This is a genomic window from Ruegeria sp. CJ9 (assembly GCF_056536625.1).
In genome coordinates this window covers 349,991-370,142 of the sequence record NZ_JBQFPY010000001.1, presented here as the reverse complement: position 1 = coordinate 370,142, position 20,152 = coordinate 349,991, and the positions used below count along the sequence as shown (strand labels likewise).

The following is a 20,152-nucleotide window of genomic DNA, read 5'->3' as shown; positions in this document are numbered from 1 at the left end:
AATTTTGCCGGTGATGCGCGCGCCTAATCGACGCGGGGACGTCGTTTTTTGCCTATTCGGCTTTTTTGATTTCAGCCCGGATGTCTAGCCCGACGGTGTCCTGTACCAGATCGGCATAGCCGGACGCCCCATAGTCGTGACGGTTGAGCGAGCCGGTCAATTGGATCGAGAGCATATCCAGGATATTTGCGGCGCTGCCGGGCGGTCGGTGAAGGTTGGCTTGCAGGGTGATCGGGCGGGTGACACCGCGCAGGGTCAGGTCTCCGGTAACCTCTGCACCGCGCGAAATTCGACCGCCTTCTCCAAGCTGCACCTTGGTTGACGTAAAGTGAATGGTTGGAAAGTTCTCAACGTCCAGCACCCCGGCGCTCAGCATTGCGGTTCGGGCAAAGGGCAATCTGGTGCGGGCTTCAGCCGCGTTCAGGGTCACGCTGACGCGGCTGTTGATCAGATTGCTCAAGTCGATCTGAATATCCGCCGACTGGATTGGCATGGTACCGGATTGTGCAAGGCCCGACAGATCAAAGGTAAAGTCGACGGATGTGCCCTGTGACACCAGCTCGTATTGAGTAAGCGCAGCTTGGGCTGGACGCGCCATGGGCAAGGCGGCCAACCCGGCCAGAACGATGCGCCGGGACAGCAGGCTCATGCCAACGCCCCGTGCCCGCGAGGGCGCGAGCGGTGCAGCAGCACCAGCAGGATGGCGATGTTCAACCCGTTCCAAAGAAGGCCGTTGACGAAGGCCAACTGATAGCTTCCCGTCACGTCGTATATCCACCCGGACATCCACCCGCCCAAAGCCATACCCATGATGGTCATCATCAGGACGAACCCCACCCGTGCGCCGGCCTCTTTCGGGGGCATGTATTCGCGCACCACTAAGGCATAGCTGGGCACGATCCCACCCTGCGCCAGCCCGAACAGCATACTGATGACATAAAGCGAGACCATCCCGTCATAGGGCAGGAATAGAAACAGGGCGATGCATTGCAGTGTAGAACCGATAAGCAAGGTCCTGATTCCACCCAACTTGTCGGCGACCAACCCCGAAACGATCCGGCTGAGGACGCCACCCAACAGCATTAGTGACAACATCTCGGCCCCGACCGCAGGGCCATAGCCCAGTCCGACGCAATAGGACACGATATGAACTTGTGGCATGGACATGGCTACGCAACAGCCGATCCCGGCCAGACCCAGGATGTATTGAAGGGTGCGCGGAGGTATTCCAACGCTGCGCGTATTTATTTGAGCAGTAGCAGCTGCAGTACTGTGGGCTTCGTCCGGAACCTTACGACCTAGTAGTAAGGAAAGAGGTATAACAACGATCAGTGTCACGATGGCCAATGTCAGATAGACTTGCTGCCACCCTTCTCGGGCCAGAATTCCGGCCAGCAGGGTGGGCCAGATGGCCCCAGACAGGTAGTTTCCGCTGGCGACCAGCGCGACGGCGATCCCGCGTCGCCGCATGAACCAATGGGAAATGTCCGCGATCAAGGGGCCAAACCCGATGGATGCGCCCAAGCCCATCAATAGATGCGCCACCGAGAGCATCAACATGTTCGGGGCCAATGTCGCCAATAGATAGCTGACTGCACTTAGCACAGAAGCCCCGATCAGCGCTTTGGTCACGCCCAGCCGATCCACCAGTTGCCCCAGCCACATATTACCAAACGCAAAGCCGATCATGGCGAGCGTGTAGGGCATCGACACTTCGGCTCTTCCGGCGTTGAACTGTACCTCGATTGCGGGCATCACCACGACCACCGCCCACATACCGGCATTCGCCACCATGGCGATGCCAAGCGTGATCAGAAGGCGAAGCCAGGAATATCGGCTGTCATGGATTGGATGGCCCATGCTGGCACGCTAGGGCGGGGGTCCGGCTTTTGCCAGTCACAAGTTGCGTGAACTGCGTGATGTGTCACACCAAAACATCTTCGGCTTCGGTCCGGGTCAGATTCAGCCCGGCGCGCGGTTTGATCTGGGTGGCGTGCCAGCTGACCGGAGGCAGGGCGCGGGCGCGGCGGCGGGTCAGGGTCCAGCGGCGGGCCTCGCCCTGATGGTTCGCGGCCATGTGCCAGCGGGTCTCGACCCCCTGCGCGCCACCGTCGCCGGGCGTCAGCAGCAGCCCTAGCGGCGCCCGCCCCATCGTGCCACCCTGTTCAGCAGCCAGATGCATGCGCCGCACCGGCGTCAGCCCCGGTGCGCCCGGCAGGTCGCCGATGATCAGCGGAATGGCCCCGCTGCGCAGCGCCTCTTCCATGCACCACAGCAGGTCTTCGGCGCGGGTGGGGCGGACGAACAGGAACCGGGCAGGATCGGCAAAGGGCATCATCCCGTCCGGGTTCAATTGGCCGGACTCCCAAGCTGGAGAAATCCACAGCACCGGCCCCTGCGCCTGGCCGGCCAACCACATGGCAAAGCTGCGCCGGGCGGGGCCGCAGGCCTCATGCACGCGGGCCAGCTGCAGAGTGATCTGAGGGTGTAAGGTCAGCCCCGGCGCCTCACGCGCAGGTTTGCGGCCAAGAAGGTTTGTAGACATGCCCGCAGCTTAGCATGTTCTTATTTTGTTCTCAATTCGGAAATGCCGCCGCAGACCCTTTAACGAGACAGGATCAGACGGCCATCCGCGAACTGGATATTCGAAAAGCGATGCAGATAATCCATGCCCAGTAGCGATTGGCGCAAATCGCCTTCGTTGACCCAGGCCGAGACGTTGTGATCGGTGATCGGCCCCAGCTCAAGGCTATCCAGCCGAACGGGTGCGGTGCGGACCTCTCCATTTGCGGTCGAGGCGCGGCCGAGATAGTTCAGTTGGTCAGGGTCAATACCAATGCGTCGGGCGTCCTGATCGCTCAGCACGATCTGGCTGGCACCGGTGTCGACAAGAAAGGTTATCGGCTCTCCATTAACCACAACGGGCAGGTAATAATGGCCGTCACGTGCCCGAGGCACCGCGATCGTTTCGCCAGTGACAGTCATCTGCGGGGCAGGGCCAACGGTTGATCGGATGTCTTCCCACAGTCCGACAACGGCAATGGCACCGACGAAAATGAACACCCAGGCCATCGCCTGTTGCATGGTCTTGTTCAGAGACTGACGGTTCTGCGAGACGAACCACGCCACCACCGCCGCACCAAGCACGGCCAGATATACCAAACGTCCAATGCTGTCGCCGTCCATGCCGTACCCCTTACCACGCTCACTTTAATCTATATGGGGATTTACGACGCAAAACCAAAGGCTTTAAGCCCGTCCAAAATAAACTGAACCGACAACGCCGCCAGCAGCATGCCCAGCAGCCGGGTCAACACATTCAGCCCGGTTTTGCCCAATACACGTGCCACCGCCCCAGATGTCAGATACATCACAAAGACCATTGCCAACACGACCAGCATTACTCCGACGACCACGGCCAAGCCCTGAATACCGGGCTGCTGACCTGCCAGCAGGATCATGGTCGCAATCGAGCCGGGGCCAGCGATCAGTGGAATACCCAGCGGAAATACCGATGGATCCGGATGTTCCTCTTCCTCGGCACTGTTTTCCCGACGTTTGGTGCGGCGTTCAAACAGCATGTCGAGCGCGGTCAGAAACAACAGAACGCCCCCTGCGACGCGAAACGCTTCCATCGAGATGCCTACAAACCCCAGAAGGGCCTCACCGAAGGCGGCGAAGGCGGCCAAAATCACACCTGCTGTCAAACAGGCCCTGATCGCGATTGAGCGACGGGTGTGCCAGTCCATGCCCTGGGTCAACGCCACAAAGATAGGCGTTTGGGCCGGCGGGTCGAGGACCACGAAAAGCGTCGTGAACGCGGTGATAAGGAATGCGCTGTCTATCATGCTGCTGTTTCTGCCTGTTCAAGTCGTTCGGCGGCTGCCACCCACAAAGTCTCGGCCTTTTTCATGGCTTCAACCACTTCGGCAAATTTCCGGTTCCAGGTTTCCAGATCGTTGATGCGGTCATCTTCGTACAATGCTGGATCTGCTAGTTTTGCGGACAGTTTCTCATGCATGTCCGTCAGCTTTTCAATCCGGTCCTCGCATTTGCGCAGTTCGGCGCGCAGGGCCTGCATCGTATCACGCGAAGGGCGTTTGGGTTTCGCCGCCTTGGGTTTCTCTTTGACCGGTTTGTCACGGGCCAGCAGCATGGCGCGATAAGCCTCAAGGTCTCCGTCAAAGGGTTTGACCGTTCCGTCCGAGACCAGCCAAAGTCGGTCAGCAACCAGTGACAGTAGATGCATATCGTGGCTGACCAGAACGACTGCGCCGGAGTATTCAGTCAGCGCCTCGACCAGCGCTTCGCGGCTTTCGATATCCAGGTGGTTGGTCGGTTCGTCCAGGATTAGCATATGAGGCGCGTCGATGGTTGCGATCAGCAACGACAAGCGGGCCTTTTGGCCGCCCGAAAGGCGCCCAACCAGCGTTTCCGCCTGATCCGCGTTCAGCCCGAACCCGGCCAGACGTGATCGCCATTTGCCCGGTGCCTCATCTGGGCGCAGACGGCGCAGGTGGTCCAGCGGTGTTTCGTCCACATGAAGCTCATCCACCTGATGTTGTGCGAAATACCCGATGCGGAGTTTGTTGCTGCGGGTCATCTTCCCCGCCATCAGGGGCAGGCGGTCGGATAGCAGCTTGGACAGCGTCGATTTTCCCTGACCGTTTTTACCTAACAACGCGATGCGGTCGTCCTGATCAATGCGCAAGTTCAGACGGCGCAATACTTCGGTTTCGCCATAGCCAGTCATACCGCCTTCGATCTGGATGATCGGAGGGGACAGTTCCTCGGGCTCAGGAAATGAAAACGCCCGCAGCGCGGCCTCTTGTGGGGTCGAGACCAGCTGGATGCGTTCGATCATCTTCAGGCGCGACTGGGCCTGGACGGCTTTGGATGCTTTGTACCGAAACCTGTCCACGAAGCTCTGCAGGTGAGCGATGCGGGCCTTGGCCTTGGCGTTTTCCGATTCCGCTTGCGCCAGCCGTTCCGCCCGGCGTTCGGCGAATTTGTCATAAGGCACCGCGTAGTAGGTCAGTTTGCGGTCTTCCAGATGCAAGATCGAGCCCACCGCACGGTTCAGCAACCCGCGGTCGTGGCTGATGATGATCACCGTATGCGGATATTTGGCCAGATAGCTTTCCAGCCACAGTGCGCCTTCTAGGTCCAGATAGTTGGTCGGCTCGTCCAGCAGCAGCAGATCGGGCTGCGAAAACAGCACTGCTGCCAACGCCACGCGCATCCGCCAACCGCCCGAGAAATCCGAACAGGGGCGCAGCTGGTCTTCGTCATCGAACCCCAGACCCTTGAGGATCGAGGCTGCGCGGGATTCGGCAGACCACGCGTCGATATCCGCCAGCCGGGTCTGAATCTCGGCAATGCGCGCGGGGTCTTCGGCGCTATCGGCCTCGGCCATTAGGGCGCTGCGTTCGGTGTCGGCGGCCAGTACCGTGTTGATCAGCGACACGTCGGACGAGGGGACCTCTTGCGCCACGCCGCCGATCCGTGCGCGTTTCGGCAACACGATATTGCCCGATTCCAGCGCCAACTCGCCCCGGATCAAGCGGAACAGAGTGGTCTTGCCGGTGCCGTTACGCCCAACCAGACCAACCTTGTGTCCATCGGGAATGGTGGCGCTGGCACCGTCAAACAGGGGGCGGCCTTCGACCGCATAGGTGATGTCTTCGATCCGTAACATGAGCCGCTCATAACAGAGCATGTCAGACGCCGCCAGCGGGTTGGCATGTTCATCGATCAGCCTATGTGTTAGCGCTGGTCCGGTTGGATTTTGACGGTTTTAACATGCGCGCGGCTTCTTCGCCTCCCTCTCTGATCACTTTGGTGTTCGCCACGGCGATTTCCGTGCTGACGCTGAATATGTTCCTGCCGTCGCTGGCCCGAATGGCCGGGGATTTTCAGGTCGACTATGCATTGGTGAACCTGTCGGTGGCCGGATATCTGGCGGTGTCAGCAGTATTGCAACTGATCATGGGGCCGCTGTCCGACCGATTTGGTCGCAGGCCCGTTTTGCTGATCTGTATGTCGGTCTTTGTTGTGGCCTCGGTTGGTTGCGTTTTAGCTGAATCAATCTGGGCCTTTCTGGGCTTTCGTCTGTTGCAGGCGGCTGTGGTTGCCGGGCCTGTGCTGTCGAGCGCCGCAATCCGGGACATATACCCGCCGAACGAGGCCGCCAGCAAACTGGGCTATGTGGCCATGGCGATGGCGCTGGCCCCGATGCTTGGGCCAATGCTAGGCGGTGCGCTGGACGGCCTGTTCGGCTGGCGGGCAGGCTTTGTTCTGTACTCCGGCTTAGGGGCGGGGATGCTGCTGTTGCTGTGGGTCGATATGGGTGAGACCAATACCAACCGTTCTTCAACCTTCGCGGCGCAGTTGCGTGAATACCCCCACCTTTTTCGTGCTCGCCGGTTCTGGGGTTATGCCTTGTGTGCATCGTTTTCGATCGGCGGGTTCTACAGTTTCATCACCGGCGCGCCCCTTGTCGCCGCTGCTTGGTTCGATCTAAGCCCCGCGATGTTGGGATTGGGGATCGGCATCATCACCGGTGGCTTCATGGTGGGAAATTTCATCACGGGTCGGATCGCCGCCAGAACACCACTGACAACCATGATCCTGATCGGACGCATGGTCGCGTCAACCGGGCCGCTTTTGGGTCTTCTTCTGTTTCTTGCGGATCTGGGCTCGGTCTGGGTGTTCTTCGGGTCGGCTATTTTTGTTGGCTTTGGCAACGGATTGACCAACGCCAATGCCTCGGCCGGTCTGATGTCTGTCCGGCCCAAACTGGCAGGCAGCGCCGCTGGCTTGTCAGGTGCGATGATCGTGGCGCTTGGGGCGGTACTGACCTCGCTAACCGGGTTGTGGGTCAGCCCCGACAACGGGCCGTTTCTGGTTTTGGGTATGATGTGGGCATGCAGCTTTGCCGGACTGTTGGCCGTGGTTTATGTGCGCTGGGTTGACCGTCAGGACCCACTGCCCGAGACGATCTGAGCCGCTGCGCATCATAGTCCTTTTCATATCAGACAGACCGTGCTACGCGGCGCGCGATGGATTTCGGCGCGACCCCGCGCCTTATGTTAAGGAGAGGCCGACATGGCACTGGAACGCACATTCTCGATTATCAAACCTGATGCAACCCGCCGCAACCTGACTGGCAAGATCAACGCCAAGTTCGAGGAAGCTGGCCTGCGCATCGTCGCGCAAAAGCGCATCCACATGACCAAAGCTCAGGCTGGCAAGTTCTATGACGTGCATGCCGAGCGTCCGTTCTATGACGAACTGTGCGAATTCATGTCGTCGGCTCCGGTTGTTGTTCAGGTTCTGGAAGGCGAAGGCGCCATTGCAAAGAACCGCGAAGTCATGGGCGCAACCAACCCTGCAGACGCAGCCCCCGGCACCATCCGCGCCGAGTTTGCTGAATCGGTTGGTGAAAACTCGGTCCACGGTTCGGACGCACCGGAAACCGCAGCGGTTGAAATCGCATATTTCTTCTCGGGTATCGAACTGGTCGGCTAAGCCGCCGTCAGACCGAATTCTTGAGCCGCGCCAGTTGACGGGTGCGGCTCTTTTTATTTCGGCTTGAGGTCGTCGGCTGACACGCGCACGCCGATTGCATCCAGATCCGAGATCATCTGGGTTTCAGGCATCGCGGTGACGCTGGCCTTAATGGCATCGAACCGCTGCCGCAGGGCCTTTTTCTCATCGCCCTTGCAATCGTTCCACGGGCGGCCCTGCAACCCCATGACCAGCACGTAATAGCCGATGAAATGCGGCTTGGTTCCTGTCTGCAAAAGCCGGGAATAGGCTTTATCGGGACCTAATTCGCGCAATTCCCGTGCCGAATGGATACCTGCACGGGCGCAGGCTTGTTCGTAAGCCGGGCCGAGGTTGCGGATTGAGGAGATAGGGTCGGACATGCGCTACTTCTAGCGGGGTGTTTAGGGGCTGTCGACCTGACGCACGGTCAGTAAGACATCAAGCTTGCCAGACGGAATAGTATGCGATTTCATGGCACCATGCTGTCATGAGGGTGCCGATGTTCAAGAACCGGGAGACCGCTAAGAGACACGGCAAGAACCCGCGCTGGCAGTTCGATGGCACGGCACTACGAAGCCTTGATGCCTTGAAAACGAGGCGCGGGTGATGGGGCGGAAACGCAGGGTGTTCGTCCTTTCAGGCAAGTTCGACCAGGACGAATTCTCAGGATTAGTTAAGGGGTTGACGATCGCGTTTGAACCGCATTCCGCTGCCCGCTCCTTTGACCTGCTAGACAGCCATGATCAGTCGCTACGGGCTAAAGGGCGGTTATTGATCGAAACAGGCGGCTCGTTGCAGCTGCTGAACGACAGGGACTTTCTGTTTCAAGATGGCTGCGGCACAGGCATGTTCGTACAGGACCTGCCGGATGGACCTGTCCGCGCGGCGTTGAAAGATTTCCCAAAGTTGCGCGCGCTTATGTGTATCGGCTCTGGCACCATCAAAAGCAGCACCTTTGCCGTATTGGACGATCTGCAAAAAACACAAGTTCGCGGCCGCGCCCTGACTTTGGGCACACACCACGGGCAGGTGACGATCCTGACCGTTCAACCCCTGCGCGGGTATAAACGCCCCTTTCAAAAGGTCTGTTTGGCGCTAGAGGAATTGGCGGCTGGCGCGTCAGGTGCAGAGGTGGTCATGCAAGGCTTTTTTGCAGATTTCCCTGCCTACAATGCCAAACCCGATATCGAGTTGGGCAAACAGGAACCCTCGATCGAAGTGGCGGTGGATATCATCCGCACCTATCTGGAGGTCGCGCGCAAGAACGAGGCGGGAATTGTCGCGGATATAGACACGGAATTTCTGCATGATTATCGCGTCTCGCTCAGGCGCGTGCGGTCCGTACTAAGCCTGTTCAAAGGCGTGTTTTCGCCAGAGCAGATAAGCGCACTAAAACGCGAATTCTCGGACCTGATGGCGTCTACCGGGCGGGTGCGAGATTTGGATGTCTATCTTTTGGAAAAAGACATTTACTTCAACCTAATACCGCCTAACCTTCATCCTGGTGCCGAGGCGATGTTCGCGCAGTTTGAAAAAGAACGTAACCGCGAACTTGCTGTGCTGAGTCGGCGTTTGCGCAGTGCCGCCTATGGCAGACAGATGAAGCAACTTCTAGCACTGTTTGCTGATACCAAACGGTTGGAACCCGGACCCAACGCCGAGCGCAAAGCTTATGACTATGCCCGTTCGTTGATCTGGAAACGCTACCGAAAAGTATGCAAGCTTGCCCGTGGGATTACCCCGAAAACTCCAGACGAGGCGGTGCATAAACTGCGGATAGATTGCAAGAAGTTGCGCTATCTGATGGAGTTCTTTGGGCCTTTGTTCGACAAGAGTGATTTCAAAACGCTCATTAAGCCATTGAAAAAAATGCAAGATAATTTGGGTTTGTTCAATGACTATTCGGTGCAACAAGAGGCGCTGCTTAATTTTGTTTCCACTCAAAGTGATGCCCGAAATCGGACAAGTGCGCCGCTTGCCATGGCCGCCGGAGGGCTGATCGCCGTACTCGACCAGCGCCAAAAAGCAGAGCGTGACCACGTGATTGCCAATTTTCAGCATTTCGATAGCCCCGAGATTCAGAACCTGTTCCGAGCCCTGTTTCGCCAAAAGGAGGATTGACTGATGAAGATCATTGCCTGCTACAGCAACAAGGGTGGTGTGGGTAAAACCGCAACCTCGGTAAACCTGGCCTATGCCTATGCGCAAGCAGGGTACACCGTGTTGTTGTGCGACCTTGATCCGCAGGGTGCGGCGGGGTTCTATTTTCGGGTAAAACCTTCAAAAAAGCTGACCGACGCGCGGTTTTTCGAGGATGTTTCCCGGTTCACCAAATCTATCAAGGCCAGTGATTTCGAAGGGCTGGACGTGTTGCCAGCGAACCTGACCTTCCGCGACTTTGACGTGTTCCTATCGCGTATGAGAAACAAGCGATCCCGGTTGAAAAAGGCTCTGGCCGCCGCCGGCAGTGACTACGACGTGATCATTCTGGATTGCCCCCCGAACTTTTCGACCCTGTCCGAGAACGTTTTTAAGGCGGCGGATCAGATCGTGGTGCCGGTCATTCCGACCACTTTGTCCGAGCGAACGCTTGCGCAGTTGGTGGCCTTCTTTGACCAACAGAAGCTGCCCAAGAAGAAGATTAGAGCGTTCTTTTCGATGGTGCAGCGGCGCAAAACCTTGCATCTGGAAACGATGGAGAAGATGCGTAAACAGTACAAAAAACGGTTCCTGCAAACCGAAATACCTTTTGCCACCGATATCGAACGTATGGGCCAAAACCGCGCCCCGGTCAGTATCTTTGCTGGTCGCAGTGACGCCAGCTCTGCCTATCAGTCGTTGTTCGATGAATTGGAAAACGGAGTGATTTCAAGCAAATGAGCATGGAAATTGAACGCAAGTTTTTGGTCGCAGACCTGCCGGACCTCAGCGGCGCAGAGAAAGCTGTCGTGCGGCAGGGATATTTGACTGCGCCCGACGATTCCACCGAACTGCGCCTGCGTCAAAAGAATGACCGGTTCTTCCTAACCCTCAAAGGTGGCGGCTCGATGGTGCGGGTAGAGCGTGAGGCTGAAATTACGGCCGAGCAATTCGAAACATTCTGGCCGGAAACTGATGGGCGCCGAGTGGAAAAGGAACGTTTCACAGGCCAGTTATCCGACGGGCGCGCGTTCGAGTTGGACGTGTTTCAGGGCGATCTGGCCCCGCTGCAGTTGGTCGAGGTGGAATTTGAGACCGATGTCGAGGCTATGGCCTACACTCCGCCGGATTGGTTCGGTGAGGATGTTACCGCTGATAAACGCTATAAAAACAAGACAATGGCAATCAACGGCGTGCCCACTTAGGGTTTGCGCGCCAATTTGATTTTCGCTTCAAGCCCCGGATTGCAATTGCTGGCTTCAAACGCGCCGCCATGCATGTGGGAAATCGCAGCGACAAGGGCCAGGCCCAGACCGGCATTCCGCTCGGTTCGGGCCGGGTCCAGTGTGACAAACGGCATTTGTAGGCGCGGCAGGTCTTCTTGCGGAACGCCGGGACCACGATCGCGAACGCTCAGATTTGTATAGGCACCATCTTCGGACAGGTGGATCGTGACAGTGGTGTCCTGCGGCGCATAGCGCATCGCGTTTTCCAGCAGGTTCGACAGGGCCTGGGACAACAGCGGGCGATGCCCCGGTATTGGCGCTGCTGTACCCGTGACCTCAAGCTGGATACCCTGATCGACTGCCACGGGATCGTAAAGCTCCACTACATCCGCCACCAGTTGCTGAAGATCGACCGGTTCGAATTGTTCCCGACCAACACCAGCTTCGGCGCGTGAGATTTCGGTCAGTTGCCCCAATACTCGCAACACATGGTCGATTTCCACACTGGCCCGCGCGATATCAATCTCGCGCTCTTGATCCGTTTTCGAAGGGTCAGACAGCGTTTCTACTCGTTGCTTCAACCGCGACAGGGGCGAGCGCAGATCGTGGGCGATTGAGTTTGACGTTGTACGCAGATTGCTAACCAGTTCCTCAATCCGGTCCAGCATGGTGTTGAGTGTCCCGGATACCTGATCGAATTCGTCCCCAGTGCCGCGCAGGGGCATGCGCCGGGTTAGGTCGCCCGATACGATGTTCTCTGCCGTGTTGGCGATATCGGACAAGCGAGAAAAGACCAGGCGGGTGAATAGCCAACCGGTGAGTACACTCAGCGCCAGGGCAATTGCCAGCGCGATGCCGACCGACCGCAGCAGAACCCGGTCGAATTGCTGCCGCGCCAGTGCGTCGCGTCCTACCAGCAGGCGTTCACCGCCGGGCAGGCTAACCGAGGCGGCCGAGACGGGCACCAATTCATCATTTTCGGCCCGGCGCAGTTCCAGATCGACCCAGCCGCTTCCGGCTGCGATATTCTCGGGCCATTGTTTGAGGTTGCCAGCCAGGTTGACGCCAAAGCGATCGGTCAGAAGATATAACGCATCGCGGTCTGCGGCGGTTGGAAGACGCCGCTCAATCGCCCGCATCAACCCGATCAGGCCTCGGCGTTCGTATTCATCCGCCAACCCTGTCAGCTCTGCCGACACGACCGAGCGTGTCTCGCTTTCAATGCTGCGGTTCGCCGTTACATAGACCAACGCCAGCACGGTCGCGGTCAGCAAGGTACTGAGGACCATGCTGGCCAGTACGAGGCGTGTGCGTGAATTGTTAAAGGAAAGTCGCAGGTTATCCATCAGATATCATGTAACCGGCGCCCCGGACGGTTTCAATCAACGGCGGCTCGCCGCCTTCGTCCAGTTGACGCCGAAGTTTCGAGATATGGACATCGACCACATTGGTATTGGGGTCGAAGTGATAGTCCCAAACCCCCTCAAGCAGCATGGTGCGCGATACCACGCGGTTCTTCCGGCGCAGGAAAAACTCGAGGATCTGAAACTCACGCGGGGTGAGGGTGATCTCGCGCCCGTTGCGGGTGACCTTGCGGGTCAGCAGGTCCATCTCAAGGTCGCGGCAATTCAGGGTCGGGCTTTCCTCGGCCTCTTGCGGTCGGCGCAGAAGGGCCTCGATCCGGGCGTGCAATTCCTGGAACGAGAACGGTTTGACCAGATAGTCATCCGCACCGGCACGCAGCCCTTTGACACGTTCATCAACGGCGCTCATGGCGGTTAGCATCAGAACCGGCGTTTTAACGCCCGCCGCACGCATCGATTTGATCAGCGACAGGCCATCCAAACCCGGCAACATCCGGTCCAGAACAACCGCGTCAAACCCGCCGTCGGTGGCATGGTAAAGACCTTCCCGGCCGTCCTCGGCCTGCTCGATGACATAACCTTCTTCGCCAAATCCCTTGGCGATGAACTCTCGTGTGTCTTCATCATCTTCGACGATCAGCAAGCGACGGCTCATGATGCGAGTTCCTTTCTACCGGGATTTAAACACAATTTTTGGGCAAAGCACATGGGTTGGCTAATCAATCTGCCGGGTGCGGTGTATCGCACCCGGCAGTCTCGGAGGTTTGCGGACAATTCAAACCACCGAGGAGGCGCCCGCCAGATTTCCCCATCACGTGGCGCGCGCTGGTGTCAGATCAGGCGATTTCCACCGCTACAAAGATCTGGTTTCCACCGCGATTGATAAGAACAAGCGCGGGGTCGGTTTTTTCGCTGTCCAGAGCGGCCTTCAACGCGTCCGGTGTTGCGGTTTCCTGGCCGCCCAGTTTCACGATCACATCGCCCCGTTGCAGACCGGCTTTGGCTGCCGGGCTATCGGGTTTCAGGTCAGTGACGATCACACCATCGACATTATCAGCCACACCCATCTCGGCGCGGTTGGTGTCGGTCAGCGGTGCAATAGTTACGCCCAAAGCAGTGCCCGAGACGGTTTCGTCCACTGACTTATCGATCTGGGCCGATGCGCTTTGATGCTGGCCGACGGTCAACTCGATCTGTTGTTCCTTGCCATCGCGCAGAACGGTCAGAACGCTGTCAGTGCCCACTTTGGTGGTGCCGACAAGGACCGGAAGATCGCTGCTGGAATCGACCACTTCATCGTTGAAGGTCAGAATGACATCACCCTGTTGCAGAACGCCCTCGGCCGGGCTGTCGGCAACAACGTCCGCAACCAGCGCGCCGATTGAGCTATCGATGCCCATGGCTGCCGCAAGCTCGGGGCTGACATTCTGGATCGACACACCCAGCCAACCCCGGCTGACCTGGCCGTCATCGCGCAGGTCGGCCGCGATGTGTTCCACAATGTTCGATGTCACCGCAAACCCCAGACCCACTGAGCCACCGGTGGGCGAGTAGATCGCCGAATTTACGCCGACGACTTCACCTTCCATGTTGAACAGCGGACCACCCGAGTTGCCTTTGTTGATAGCTGCGTCGGTTTGAATGAATTCAGCATACGGCCCTTGCGAGATGTTGCGCCCTTTGGCCGATACGATACCGGTCGTCACGGTTGAATGCAGCCCGAACGGGTTGCCGATGGCTACGACGTCTTCGCCCACGCGGATGGCGTCGCTGTCACCCAGTTCAACCGCCTGCAGGGTTTCATCTGCGTCGATCTTCAGAACTGCGATGTCGGTCAGCGGGTCGGTGCCAATAACCTCGGCGTCAAACGTACGGTCGTCCGACATGCGAACCGTTACGGACTCGGCATTGTCTACGACATGGTGATTGGTAACGATGTAACCCGCTTCATCCAAAACGAAACCCGAACCCAGACCTTGTGCCGGTCCACGCTGCGGGGCGTTAAACCCTTCGGGCGCGCCGAAGCGTTTGAAAAATTCTCCGAACGGGTGTTGGTCAAAGTCAAACTCCTGTCCCTGCGTGGGAACCGGTGTGGCACCTTGTTCGGCGATGATGGTGACGACCGAGGGCGATACATTTTCAACAAGATCGGCCAGTGCTTCGTCGGCCATCGAGGGCAGGGCGGTGGTCGCCAGCAATGCGGCGCTCAGTGCGCCAGCGCCAACCCAACTGGCTGTCCCGGGCAAAAGAAGTGAGGACTTGCGGATGCTCATTTTTATCTCCTGTTTATATCACGCGGGTGCGGCCGCGCGTTGAAACAGGAGATGCGCCTTCACTCTGTGTGTTTCCTGAGCGAATTGTTAAGATATCTTAATTTTGCCACAAACTAGCGGTTCTATCGCGACGTTCGAGGACTGGAGTCGGAGGATTTGTGCGAATCACTGAGCACGAATCGGTGGATTGTTGCCGGTTTGGACGCCAAAGCGCGAAAAAGGTTGAATTGAATCAAAATCGTTAACAAGTCAGCCGTCGCAAACTCCGATTTTCAGGTGATACCGTCTTGGTTGTGTCGACCTTCAAGTGTTAATGCGATTATCGAAAACAATTTATAACATTTAGACCAGATAGCACATTAGGTTTATGCTTAATGGTGAAATGTGGTGTTTCGAGCAAAAATGGCACTCATCTTATGGTTGATTCACGCTTAATAAATGTTGCGGAAAAACCATCCTGATATCGGCAAAATTAACCGTTCTTTCCAATTTTACGTTGTTTGAATCCAACGGATGGGTGACGATGAACGTGCCCAAGCGAGGGGGAGCCAAAGGCACTAGGGGGTGCCCAAGGCTTGTCACAGTCACTGGAAACGCTGAGCGGCATGTTAACGAGGGGGTCTTGTTTAGGTTCGGCGGCGGAATAGCCAGAGTGTCGACAGACATTATTGGCCGCGTTTCCGGGATTGATGAAAAGTGGTAGTCCTGTTTTGGGTACCGGCCCGGTCGTTATCGACCGGGCCGACTTACTTTCAGACCTGTCGATTTTAGATGGTCCGCTTTGCGCGCCATGTCGCCCAATCCGCGGGCGTATCCAAATCCAGCAACGCGTGTTGGCCGGGCAGGGCGTGCAGATGCACCTTGTCCGCATGCGCGCGCACCACGGATTGCGCACCTTCGTCTCCTGTCAGACGGCTGAGCTGATCAAACAGGCTGCGATCAAAGATGACCGGATGACCTGGTTTGCCGTTCTCTGTGGCGCCGCGCCATATCAGGTTGTCCGGGTGGGCCTGGACCGCGGATAGCACTGCAAGCAAATCTTCGGTTGTGATGTCCGGCAAATCTGCCAGCAAGATCATTGCGCCGCTCGCTTCGGGAGACACGTGCGCAAGTGCGCCGCGCAGGCTGGCATTCATACCTTCTTGGGCATCCGGAATTTCGACCTGATGCAGATCCAATCCATCAAGGGCTTGGTAACGGAGATGCGGGGCGGAGGGCAATGCGACGATGACTGGTGCCGCTAGCCCGGCAATCAATGCCGCGCGACGTAGCAAGGGTTGGCCGTCGATGATCTGCAACAGCTTGTCTTGGCCGCCCATGCGGCTGGATTGCCCAGCGGCCAATAGAATTATGGGTATTTGTGTCATACCACCACCATGCCGCCGCAACAGGGCAGAGTCATCCCCGCATGCGTGCGCCATCTGCGTCAAATAGTGGTTCCGAGATCACCCTAGCCTTACACAGTTGACCAAGGATTTCGATTTCGACCTGCAGTCCGTCAATCACCCGGTCCACGGGCAAGAACCCCATTGCAACCGATCTTTGGGCATGGTGCGAGTATCCGCCAGACGTGCAGAAGCCAACAACCTTACCGTCCAACCAGATCGGTTCATACGCATTCACATCGGCGTCGTCGGCGTCCACCTCAAATGCCACCAATTTGCGCGCCGGGCCCTGCGATCGGTCTTGCTCGGCGGCGGTTCGGCCGATGAAATCGGCGTTTTTCGAGAATGATATGAACCGATCCAGACCTGTTTCCGCGGCGGTATAGTCAGGTGAGAATTCCCTCATCCATGAGCCAAAGAACTTGTCCAGACGCAGGCTCATCATCGCACGCATTCCAAACGGCACCATCCCGTGCGGTTGCCCAGCCTGCCATAGAACCCACCAGAGCTGTCTTTGTGCCATCGGATCGCAATAAATCTCGTACCCCAGATCGCCGGTATAGCTGACCCGCTGCACGATGCAGTCGGTCATGCCAACGGTCATACGCCGCACGTCTAGAAAGCTGAGGTCCGAAACATTGTCGCGGGTGCAGGCGTCCAGGACTTGCTTTGCTTTTGGACCCGCGATCTGAAACCCGTTCAACCGGTCGCTGATGTTATCGATTTGTACGCCGTTCTGCTGATGTGTCAGGAACCAGCGCATGTGGAACGCCTGACTGCCGTATGATGCGGTCAGTTGAAACTCGCCTTCAGCCAGGCACGAAACGGTAAAGTCTCCGATCAGTTTACCCCTGGGTGATAGCATCGGTGTCAGAGACACTCGGCCAGGTTGTGGAATGCGTCCGGCCATAATCCGATCCAGCCACGCGCGGGCCGTAGGGCCGGCAATGCGGTACTTGCCGAAATTGTGGACCTCGTTGATGCCGACACTGTTGCGAACGGCGCGCACTTCGCGCCCCGTCGCGTCAAACGCGTCCGAGCGACGGAATGAGGGAGTTTCATAGTCCGGCTCGTCTCCTTGGGCAAAATAGTTCGGGACTTCCAATCCGTATTGCTGACCCCAGACAGCGCCCAGATCGCTGAAAATATCGTACATCGGGGTTGTTCGGTTCGGGCGCGCGGCGGGCAGTTCCTCATTCGGGTAGGCGACGCTGAAGCGCTTTTGATAATTTTCGATCACTTTCGGGCGGGTGTACCCGGGGCTGATCCAATCTCCGAACCGGGCCACGTCCATCGCAAAGACATCACGTTCCGGTTCGCCCTCGATCATCCATTGCGCTAACGTCAGGCCAACTCCGCCACCCTGGCTGAATCCGGCCATCACGCCGCAGGCCGACCAATAGTTTCGCATGCCCGGTACCGGCCCGACCAGAGGGTTCCCGTCCGGTGCAAAGGTAAACGGTCCGTGGATCACCGATTTCACCCCGGCTTCGGCCAGAACAGGAAAGCGACGATAGGCGAATTCGATACTGTCCGTGATCTTGTCATAGTCGTCTGGCAGCAGTTCATGCCCGAACTCCCACGGGGTGCCGTCGACGGCCCACGGCTTGCAGGGCTGTTCATAGAACCCGATGCACAGCCCGCGCCCTTCTTGCCGCAAATAGCTTTCGCCGGCAGGGTCCATGACATGCGGGTGTTCTCCGCCAGCGTCGATGATCGCTTCGATCTGCGGGATCGAATCTGTCACCAGATACTGATGTTCCATTGGGTGCAGCGGGAAGTAGACACCGGCCATCGCGCCAACCTCGCGCGCCCAGAGGCCACCGGCGTTGACTACATGTTCGGCGTGAATGGTGCCCTTGTCGGTGACCACATCCCAGGTGCCATCGGGGCGCTGGTTGGTCTCGCGCACCATACAATGCGTTTCGATCGTGGCCCCACCCATCCGAGCCGCCTTGGCATAAGCATGAGTGGTGCCCGATGGGTCCAGATGCCCGTCCAGCGGATCATACAGCGCACCGATGATGCCGTCTGTATTGGTGATGGGCGCGATTTTCTTGATCTCGTCCGGCCCGACGATCTCGGTCTCCAATCCCATGAACCGATGCTTGGCGCGCTCGGCCAGTAACATGTCGAACCGGTCCTGGTTGTCGGCTAAAGTCACGCCACCTACGTGGTGCAAACCGCAAGACATACCGGTGATCTCTTCCAGCTCTTTATACAGGCGGATCGTGTACCCCTGCAGCGCGGCCATGTTGGTGTCACCGTTCAACGTGTGGAACCCGCCCGCCGCGTGCCAGGTTGAGCCGCTGGTGAGTTCTGAGCGTTCCAGCAGCATGACGTCGGACCACCCCAGTTTGGTCAGGTGGTACAGCACGGAACAACCGACGACGCCACCGCCAATAACTGCTACGCGGGTTTCAAGTTTCATGAAGGCCTCCGTCAGTGTTTTTGCCAGTCTGATCAGTGAGGAACAGGATGCAATTCTGAATGCGACAAAACGTGTCGCCGCAGCAAATCGCATCTGCGGAAAACATCCGCTAAAGGGTGTAGCGGTTCTGTTACGGAATCGATCTACCAGGCATCCGGGAAGGACCCTGTGTAACTACTCTGCAAGGACATAAGATGAGCAAGTTTGATCCCCAACCCCAAGCGTTGAGCCGCCGTGAATTCATGGCCAAAGCCGCAGCACTTGGCCTGACAGCCACTGCTGCGAACCTGATCTGGGCCGAGGCCGGTCTGGCCGAGACGCCCAAAAAAGGGGGCCATTTCGTTTTGGGGCTGACGGGCGGTGAAAGCACCAACTCATTGGACCCGGCATTGTCGGCGTCGCATGTGACAGCCAAGGCGCTGCGGGCCTATGGAAACACCCTGACCGTGGTGACTACTGATGGTGGGATCGCACCCAGCCTGGCGGAAAGCTGGGAAGCGAATGAGGACGGTAGGGTCTGGACTTTCCTGATCCGCAAAGGCGTCGAATTCCACAATGGCAAGACACTGACGCCTGAAGATGTACAGCAGACCCTGGCGCGCCACTCGAACGAAGATTCGCAGTCGGGTGCTTTGGGCATCATGCGCGGGATCGAGGATGTGCGAGTCGACGGTGACTATGTGGTGATCACGCTGACCACACCCAACGCAGACCTGCCGTATCTGATGTCGGATTATCACCTGGTCATGCAGCCGGGTGGCGGGATCGATAACCCCGGCGAGGGGGTTTCGACCGGTGCTTACAAGGTGACCGCAGATGAACCTGGAGTGCGCTATGCGTTCGAGAAGTTCGCCAACCACTGGGATGAAAGCGTTGGCCATTATGACAGCCATGAGATCCTTGTTCTGAACGATGACACTGCACGTTCGGCAGCATTGCAGGCCGGTCAGGTACACGCCATTAACGTGGTGCCACCGCGTACCGCCAAGCTGTTTGGCCGCGCGCCGGGCGTAACCATCAACGCGACCTCGGGCCGGGGGCATTACATCTTTGTCATGCACACCGACACCGCACCGTTTGACAACAAAGACCTGCGTCTGGCGCTGAAATACGCCATCAATCGCGAAGAGCTGGTCGACAAGGTTCTGCGCGGTTTTGGTTCGGTCGGGAACGATATTCCGATCAACGAAGCCTATCCGCTGTTCGATGCGTCCATGGAGCAGCGCCAGTTCGATCTGGCCAAGGCAGCTGAGCACTACAAAGCGTCGGGTCATGACGGCTCGCCCATCGTTCTGCATGTGTCTGACGCCGCGTTTGCCGGTGCACTTGACGCGGCGCAATTGTTCCAGCTGTCGGCAAAAGCGGCTGGTATCCCGCTTGAGATTCAGCGTGAGCCGGCGGACGGCTACTGGTCGGAAGTGTGGAACAACAAACCGTTCTGTGCATCCTACTGGGGTGGGCGTCCGGTGCAGGATCAGATGTGGTCGGTTGGCTATCTGTCGACCGCAGACTGGAACGACACCAACTTTAAGAACGAAGAGTTCGACGCGCTGGTATTGAAAGCCCGTGCCGAGTTGGACACCGCTAAACGCAAAGACATCTACGCCCAGATGGCGCGCATCGTCTGGGAAGAGGGCGGTCTGATCAACCCGATGTTCAATCAGTTCATCGACGGATATTCGGACAAGGTGACGGGTTGGTCCGCACATGCGAACGGTGACCTGATGGATGGCTATGTCGCTAGCCGTACCTGGTTCGCGTAACCCCGGAAATGAAACCGGCG

Annotated in this window: 18 protein-coding genes; 6 read left to right on the top strand and 12 right to left on the bottom strand. The window is 57.9% G+C overall.

Features of this window, described 5'->3' with window-relative positions; genetic code table 11:
- Positions 1-52: 52 nt before the first annotated feature.
- The 6 genes from ACR0AJ_RS01875 to ACR0AJ_RS01850 form a co-directional block, all read right to left on the bottom strand.
- A complete protein-coding gene (locus ACR0AJ_RS01875) occupies positions 53-649 on the bottom strand; it encodes a YceI family protein (protein ID WP_170348445.1) in 597 nt (198 codons plus the stop codon).
- On the bottom strand, positions 646-1,860 hold the full coding sequence (locus tag ACR0AJ_RS01870) for an MFS transporter (RefSeq protein ID WP_170348446.1): 1,215 nt from the start codon (positions 1,858-1,860) through the stop codon (positions 646-648). The genes ACR0AJ_RS01875 and ACR0AJ_RS01870 overlap by 4 nt, the downstream gene beginning before the upstream one ends.
- A gap of 64 nt (positions 1,861-1,924) precedes the next feature.
- Positions 1,925-2,545, bottom strand: coding sequence for an ImuA family protein (locus tag ACR0AJ_RS01865; RefSeq protein ID WP_170348447.1), 621 nt, complete (start codon positions 2,543-2,545; stop codon positions 1,925-1,927).
- Between the two features lie 59 nt (positions 2,546-2,604).
- Positions 2,605-3,186 (bottom strand): retropepsin-like aspartic protease family protein, encoded by a 582-nt coding sequence (locus ACR0AJ_RS01860; protein ID WP_170348448.1) that lies wholly within the window; start codon positions 3,184-3,186, stop codon positions 2,605-2,607.
- 41 nt (positions 3,187-3,227) lie between these two features.
- A complete protein-coding gene (locus tag ACR0AJ_RS01855) occupies positions 3,228-3,848 on the bottom strand; it encodes a MarC family protein (RefSeq protein WP_170348449.1) in 621 nt (206 codons plus the stop codon).
- Complete coding sequence (locus tag ACR0AJ_RS01850) at positions 3,845-5,698, bottom strand: ABC-F family ATP-binding cassette domain-containing protein (RefSeq protein WP_480739940.1); 1,854 nt, start codon at positions 5,696-5,698, stop codon at positions 3,845-3,847. Before ACR0AJ_RS01850 ends, ACR0AJ_RS01855 begins: the two co-directional genes overlap by 4 nt.
- A gap of 104 nt (positions 5,699-5,802) precedes the next feature.
- Here ACR0AJ_RS01850 and ACR0AJ_RS01845 point away from each other — a divergent pair, with 104 nt between their 5' ends.
- Both ACR0AJ_RS01845 and ndk read left to right on the top strand, forming a co-directional pair.
- The gene (locus ACR0AJ_RS01845; protein WP_480646427.1) at positions 5,803-7,005 is read left to right on the top strand and encodes a multidrug effflux MFS transporter; all 1,203 of its coding nucleotides are present in this window, start codon (positions 5,803-5,805) and stop codon (positions 7,003-7,005) included.
- Positions 7,006-7,107: 102 nt separating this feature from the next.
- On the top strand, positions 7,108-7,530 hold the full coding sequence (gene ndk, locus ACR0AJ_RS01840) for a nucleoside-diphosphate kinase (protein ID WP_008757405.1): 423 nt from the start codon (positions 7,108-7,110) through the stop codon (positions 7,528-7,530).
- Positions 7,531-7,583: 53 nt separating this feature from the next.
- Here ndk and ACR0AJ_RS01835 read toward each other — a convergent pair whose 3' ends face one another.
- A complete protein-coding gene (locus tag ACR0AJ_RS01835; RefSeq protein WP_170348452.1) occupies positions 7,584-7,931 on the bottom strand; it encodes a TfoX/Sxy family protein in 348 nt (115 codons plus the stop codon).
- 244 nt (positions 7,932-8,175) lie between these two features.
- Between ACR0AJ_RS01835 and ACR0AJ_RS01830 the strand changes: the two genes are divergently transcribed.
- From ACR0AJ_RS01830 to ACR0AJ_RS01820, 3 genes are read left to right on the top strand one after another with little or no spacing between them, the layout of a single operon-like run.
- A complete protein-coding gene (locus ACR0AJ_RS01830; RefSeq protein WP_480739938.1) occupies positions 8,176-9,672 on the top strand; it encodes a CHAD domain-containing protein in 1,497 nt (498 codons plus the stop codon).
- Positions 9,673-9,675: 3 nt separating this feature from the next.
- Positions 9,676-10,431: a ParA family protein gene (locus tag ACR0AJ_RS01825; protein ID WP_480739936.1), complete on the top strand. Its 756-nt coding sequence runs from the start codon at positions 9,676-9,678 to the stop codon at positions 10,429-10,431.
- Between the two features lie 2 nt (positions 10,432-10,433).
- Complete coding sequence (locus ACR0AJ_RS01820; protein WP_480739935.1) at positions 10,434-10,895, top strand: CYTH domain-containing protein; 462 nt, start codon at positions 10,434-10,436, stop codon at positions 10,893-10,895.
- Here ACR0AJ_RS01820 and ACR0AJ_RS01815 read toward each other — a convergent pair.
- The 5 genes from ACR0AJ_RS01815 to ACR0AJ_RS01795 all read right to left on the bottom strand — a co-directional run bounded on the left by ACR0AJ_RS01815 (position 10,892) and on the right by ACR0AJ_RS01795 (position 18,369).
- Positions 10,892-12,262: a sensor histidine kinase gene (locus ACR0AJ_RS01815; protein WP_480646434.1), complete on the bottom strand. Its 1,371-nt coding sequence runs from the start codon at positions 12,260-12,262 to the stop codon at positions 10,892-10,894. The two genes, ACR0AJ_RS01820 and ACR0AJ_RS01815, sit on opposite strands and share 4 nt — an antisense overlap.
- A complete protein-coding gene (locus tag ACR0AJ_RS01810) occupies positions 12,255-12,935 on the bottom strand; it encodes a response regulator transcription factor (protein ID WP_170348457.1) in 681 nt (226 codons plus the stop codon). The genes ACR0AJ_RS01815 and ACR0AJ_RS01810 overlap by 8 nt, the downstream gene beginning before the upstream one ends.
- Positions 12,936-13,116: 181 nt before the next feature.
- Positions 13,117-14,553: a DegQ family serine endoprotease gene (locus tag ACR0AJ_RS01805; protein WP_170348458.1), complete on the bottom strand. Its 1,437-nt coding sequence runs from the start codon at positions 14,551-14,553 to the stop codon at positions 13,117-13,119.
- Positions 14,554-15,320: 767 nt separating this feature from the next.
- Positions 15,321-15,920: a nucleotidyltransferase family protein gene (locus tag ACR0AJ_RS01800; protein ID WP_170348459.1), complete on the bottom strand. Its 600-nt coding sequence runs from the start codon at positions 15,918-15,920 to the stop codon at positions 15,321-15,323.
- A gap of 31 nt (positions 15,921-15,951) precedes the next feature.
- Positions 15,952-18,369, bottom strand: coding sequence for a GcvT family protein (locus ACR0AJ_RS01795; protein ID WP_480739933.1), 2,418 nt, complete (start codon positions 18,367-18,369; stop codon positions 15,952-15,954).
- Positions 18,370-18,563: 194 nt separating this feature from the next.
- On the opposite strand from ACR0AJ_RS01795, the gene ACR0AJ_RS01790 reads away from it, so the two are divergent.
- Positions 18,564-20,132, top strand: coding sequence for an ABC transporter substrate-binding protein (locus ACR0AJ_RS01790; RefSeq protein ID WP_480739932.1), 1,569 nt, complete (start codon positions 18,564-18,566; stop codon positions 20,130-20,132).
- Positions 20,133-20,152 lie beyond the last annotated feature (20 nt).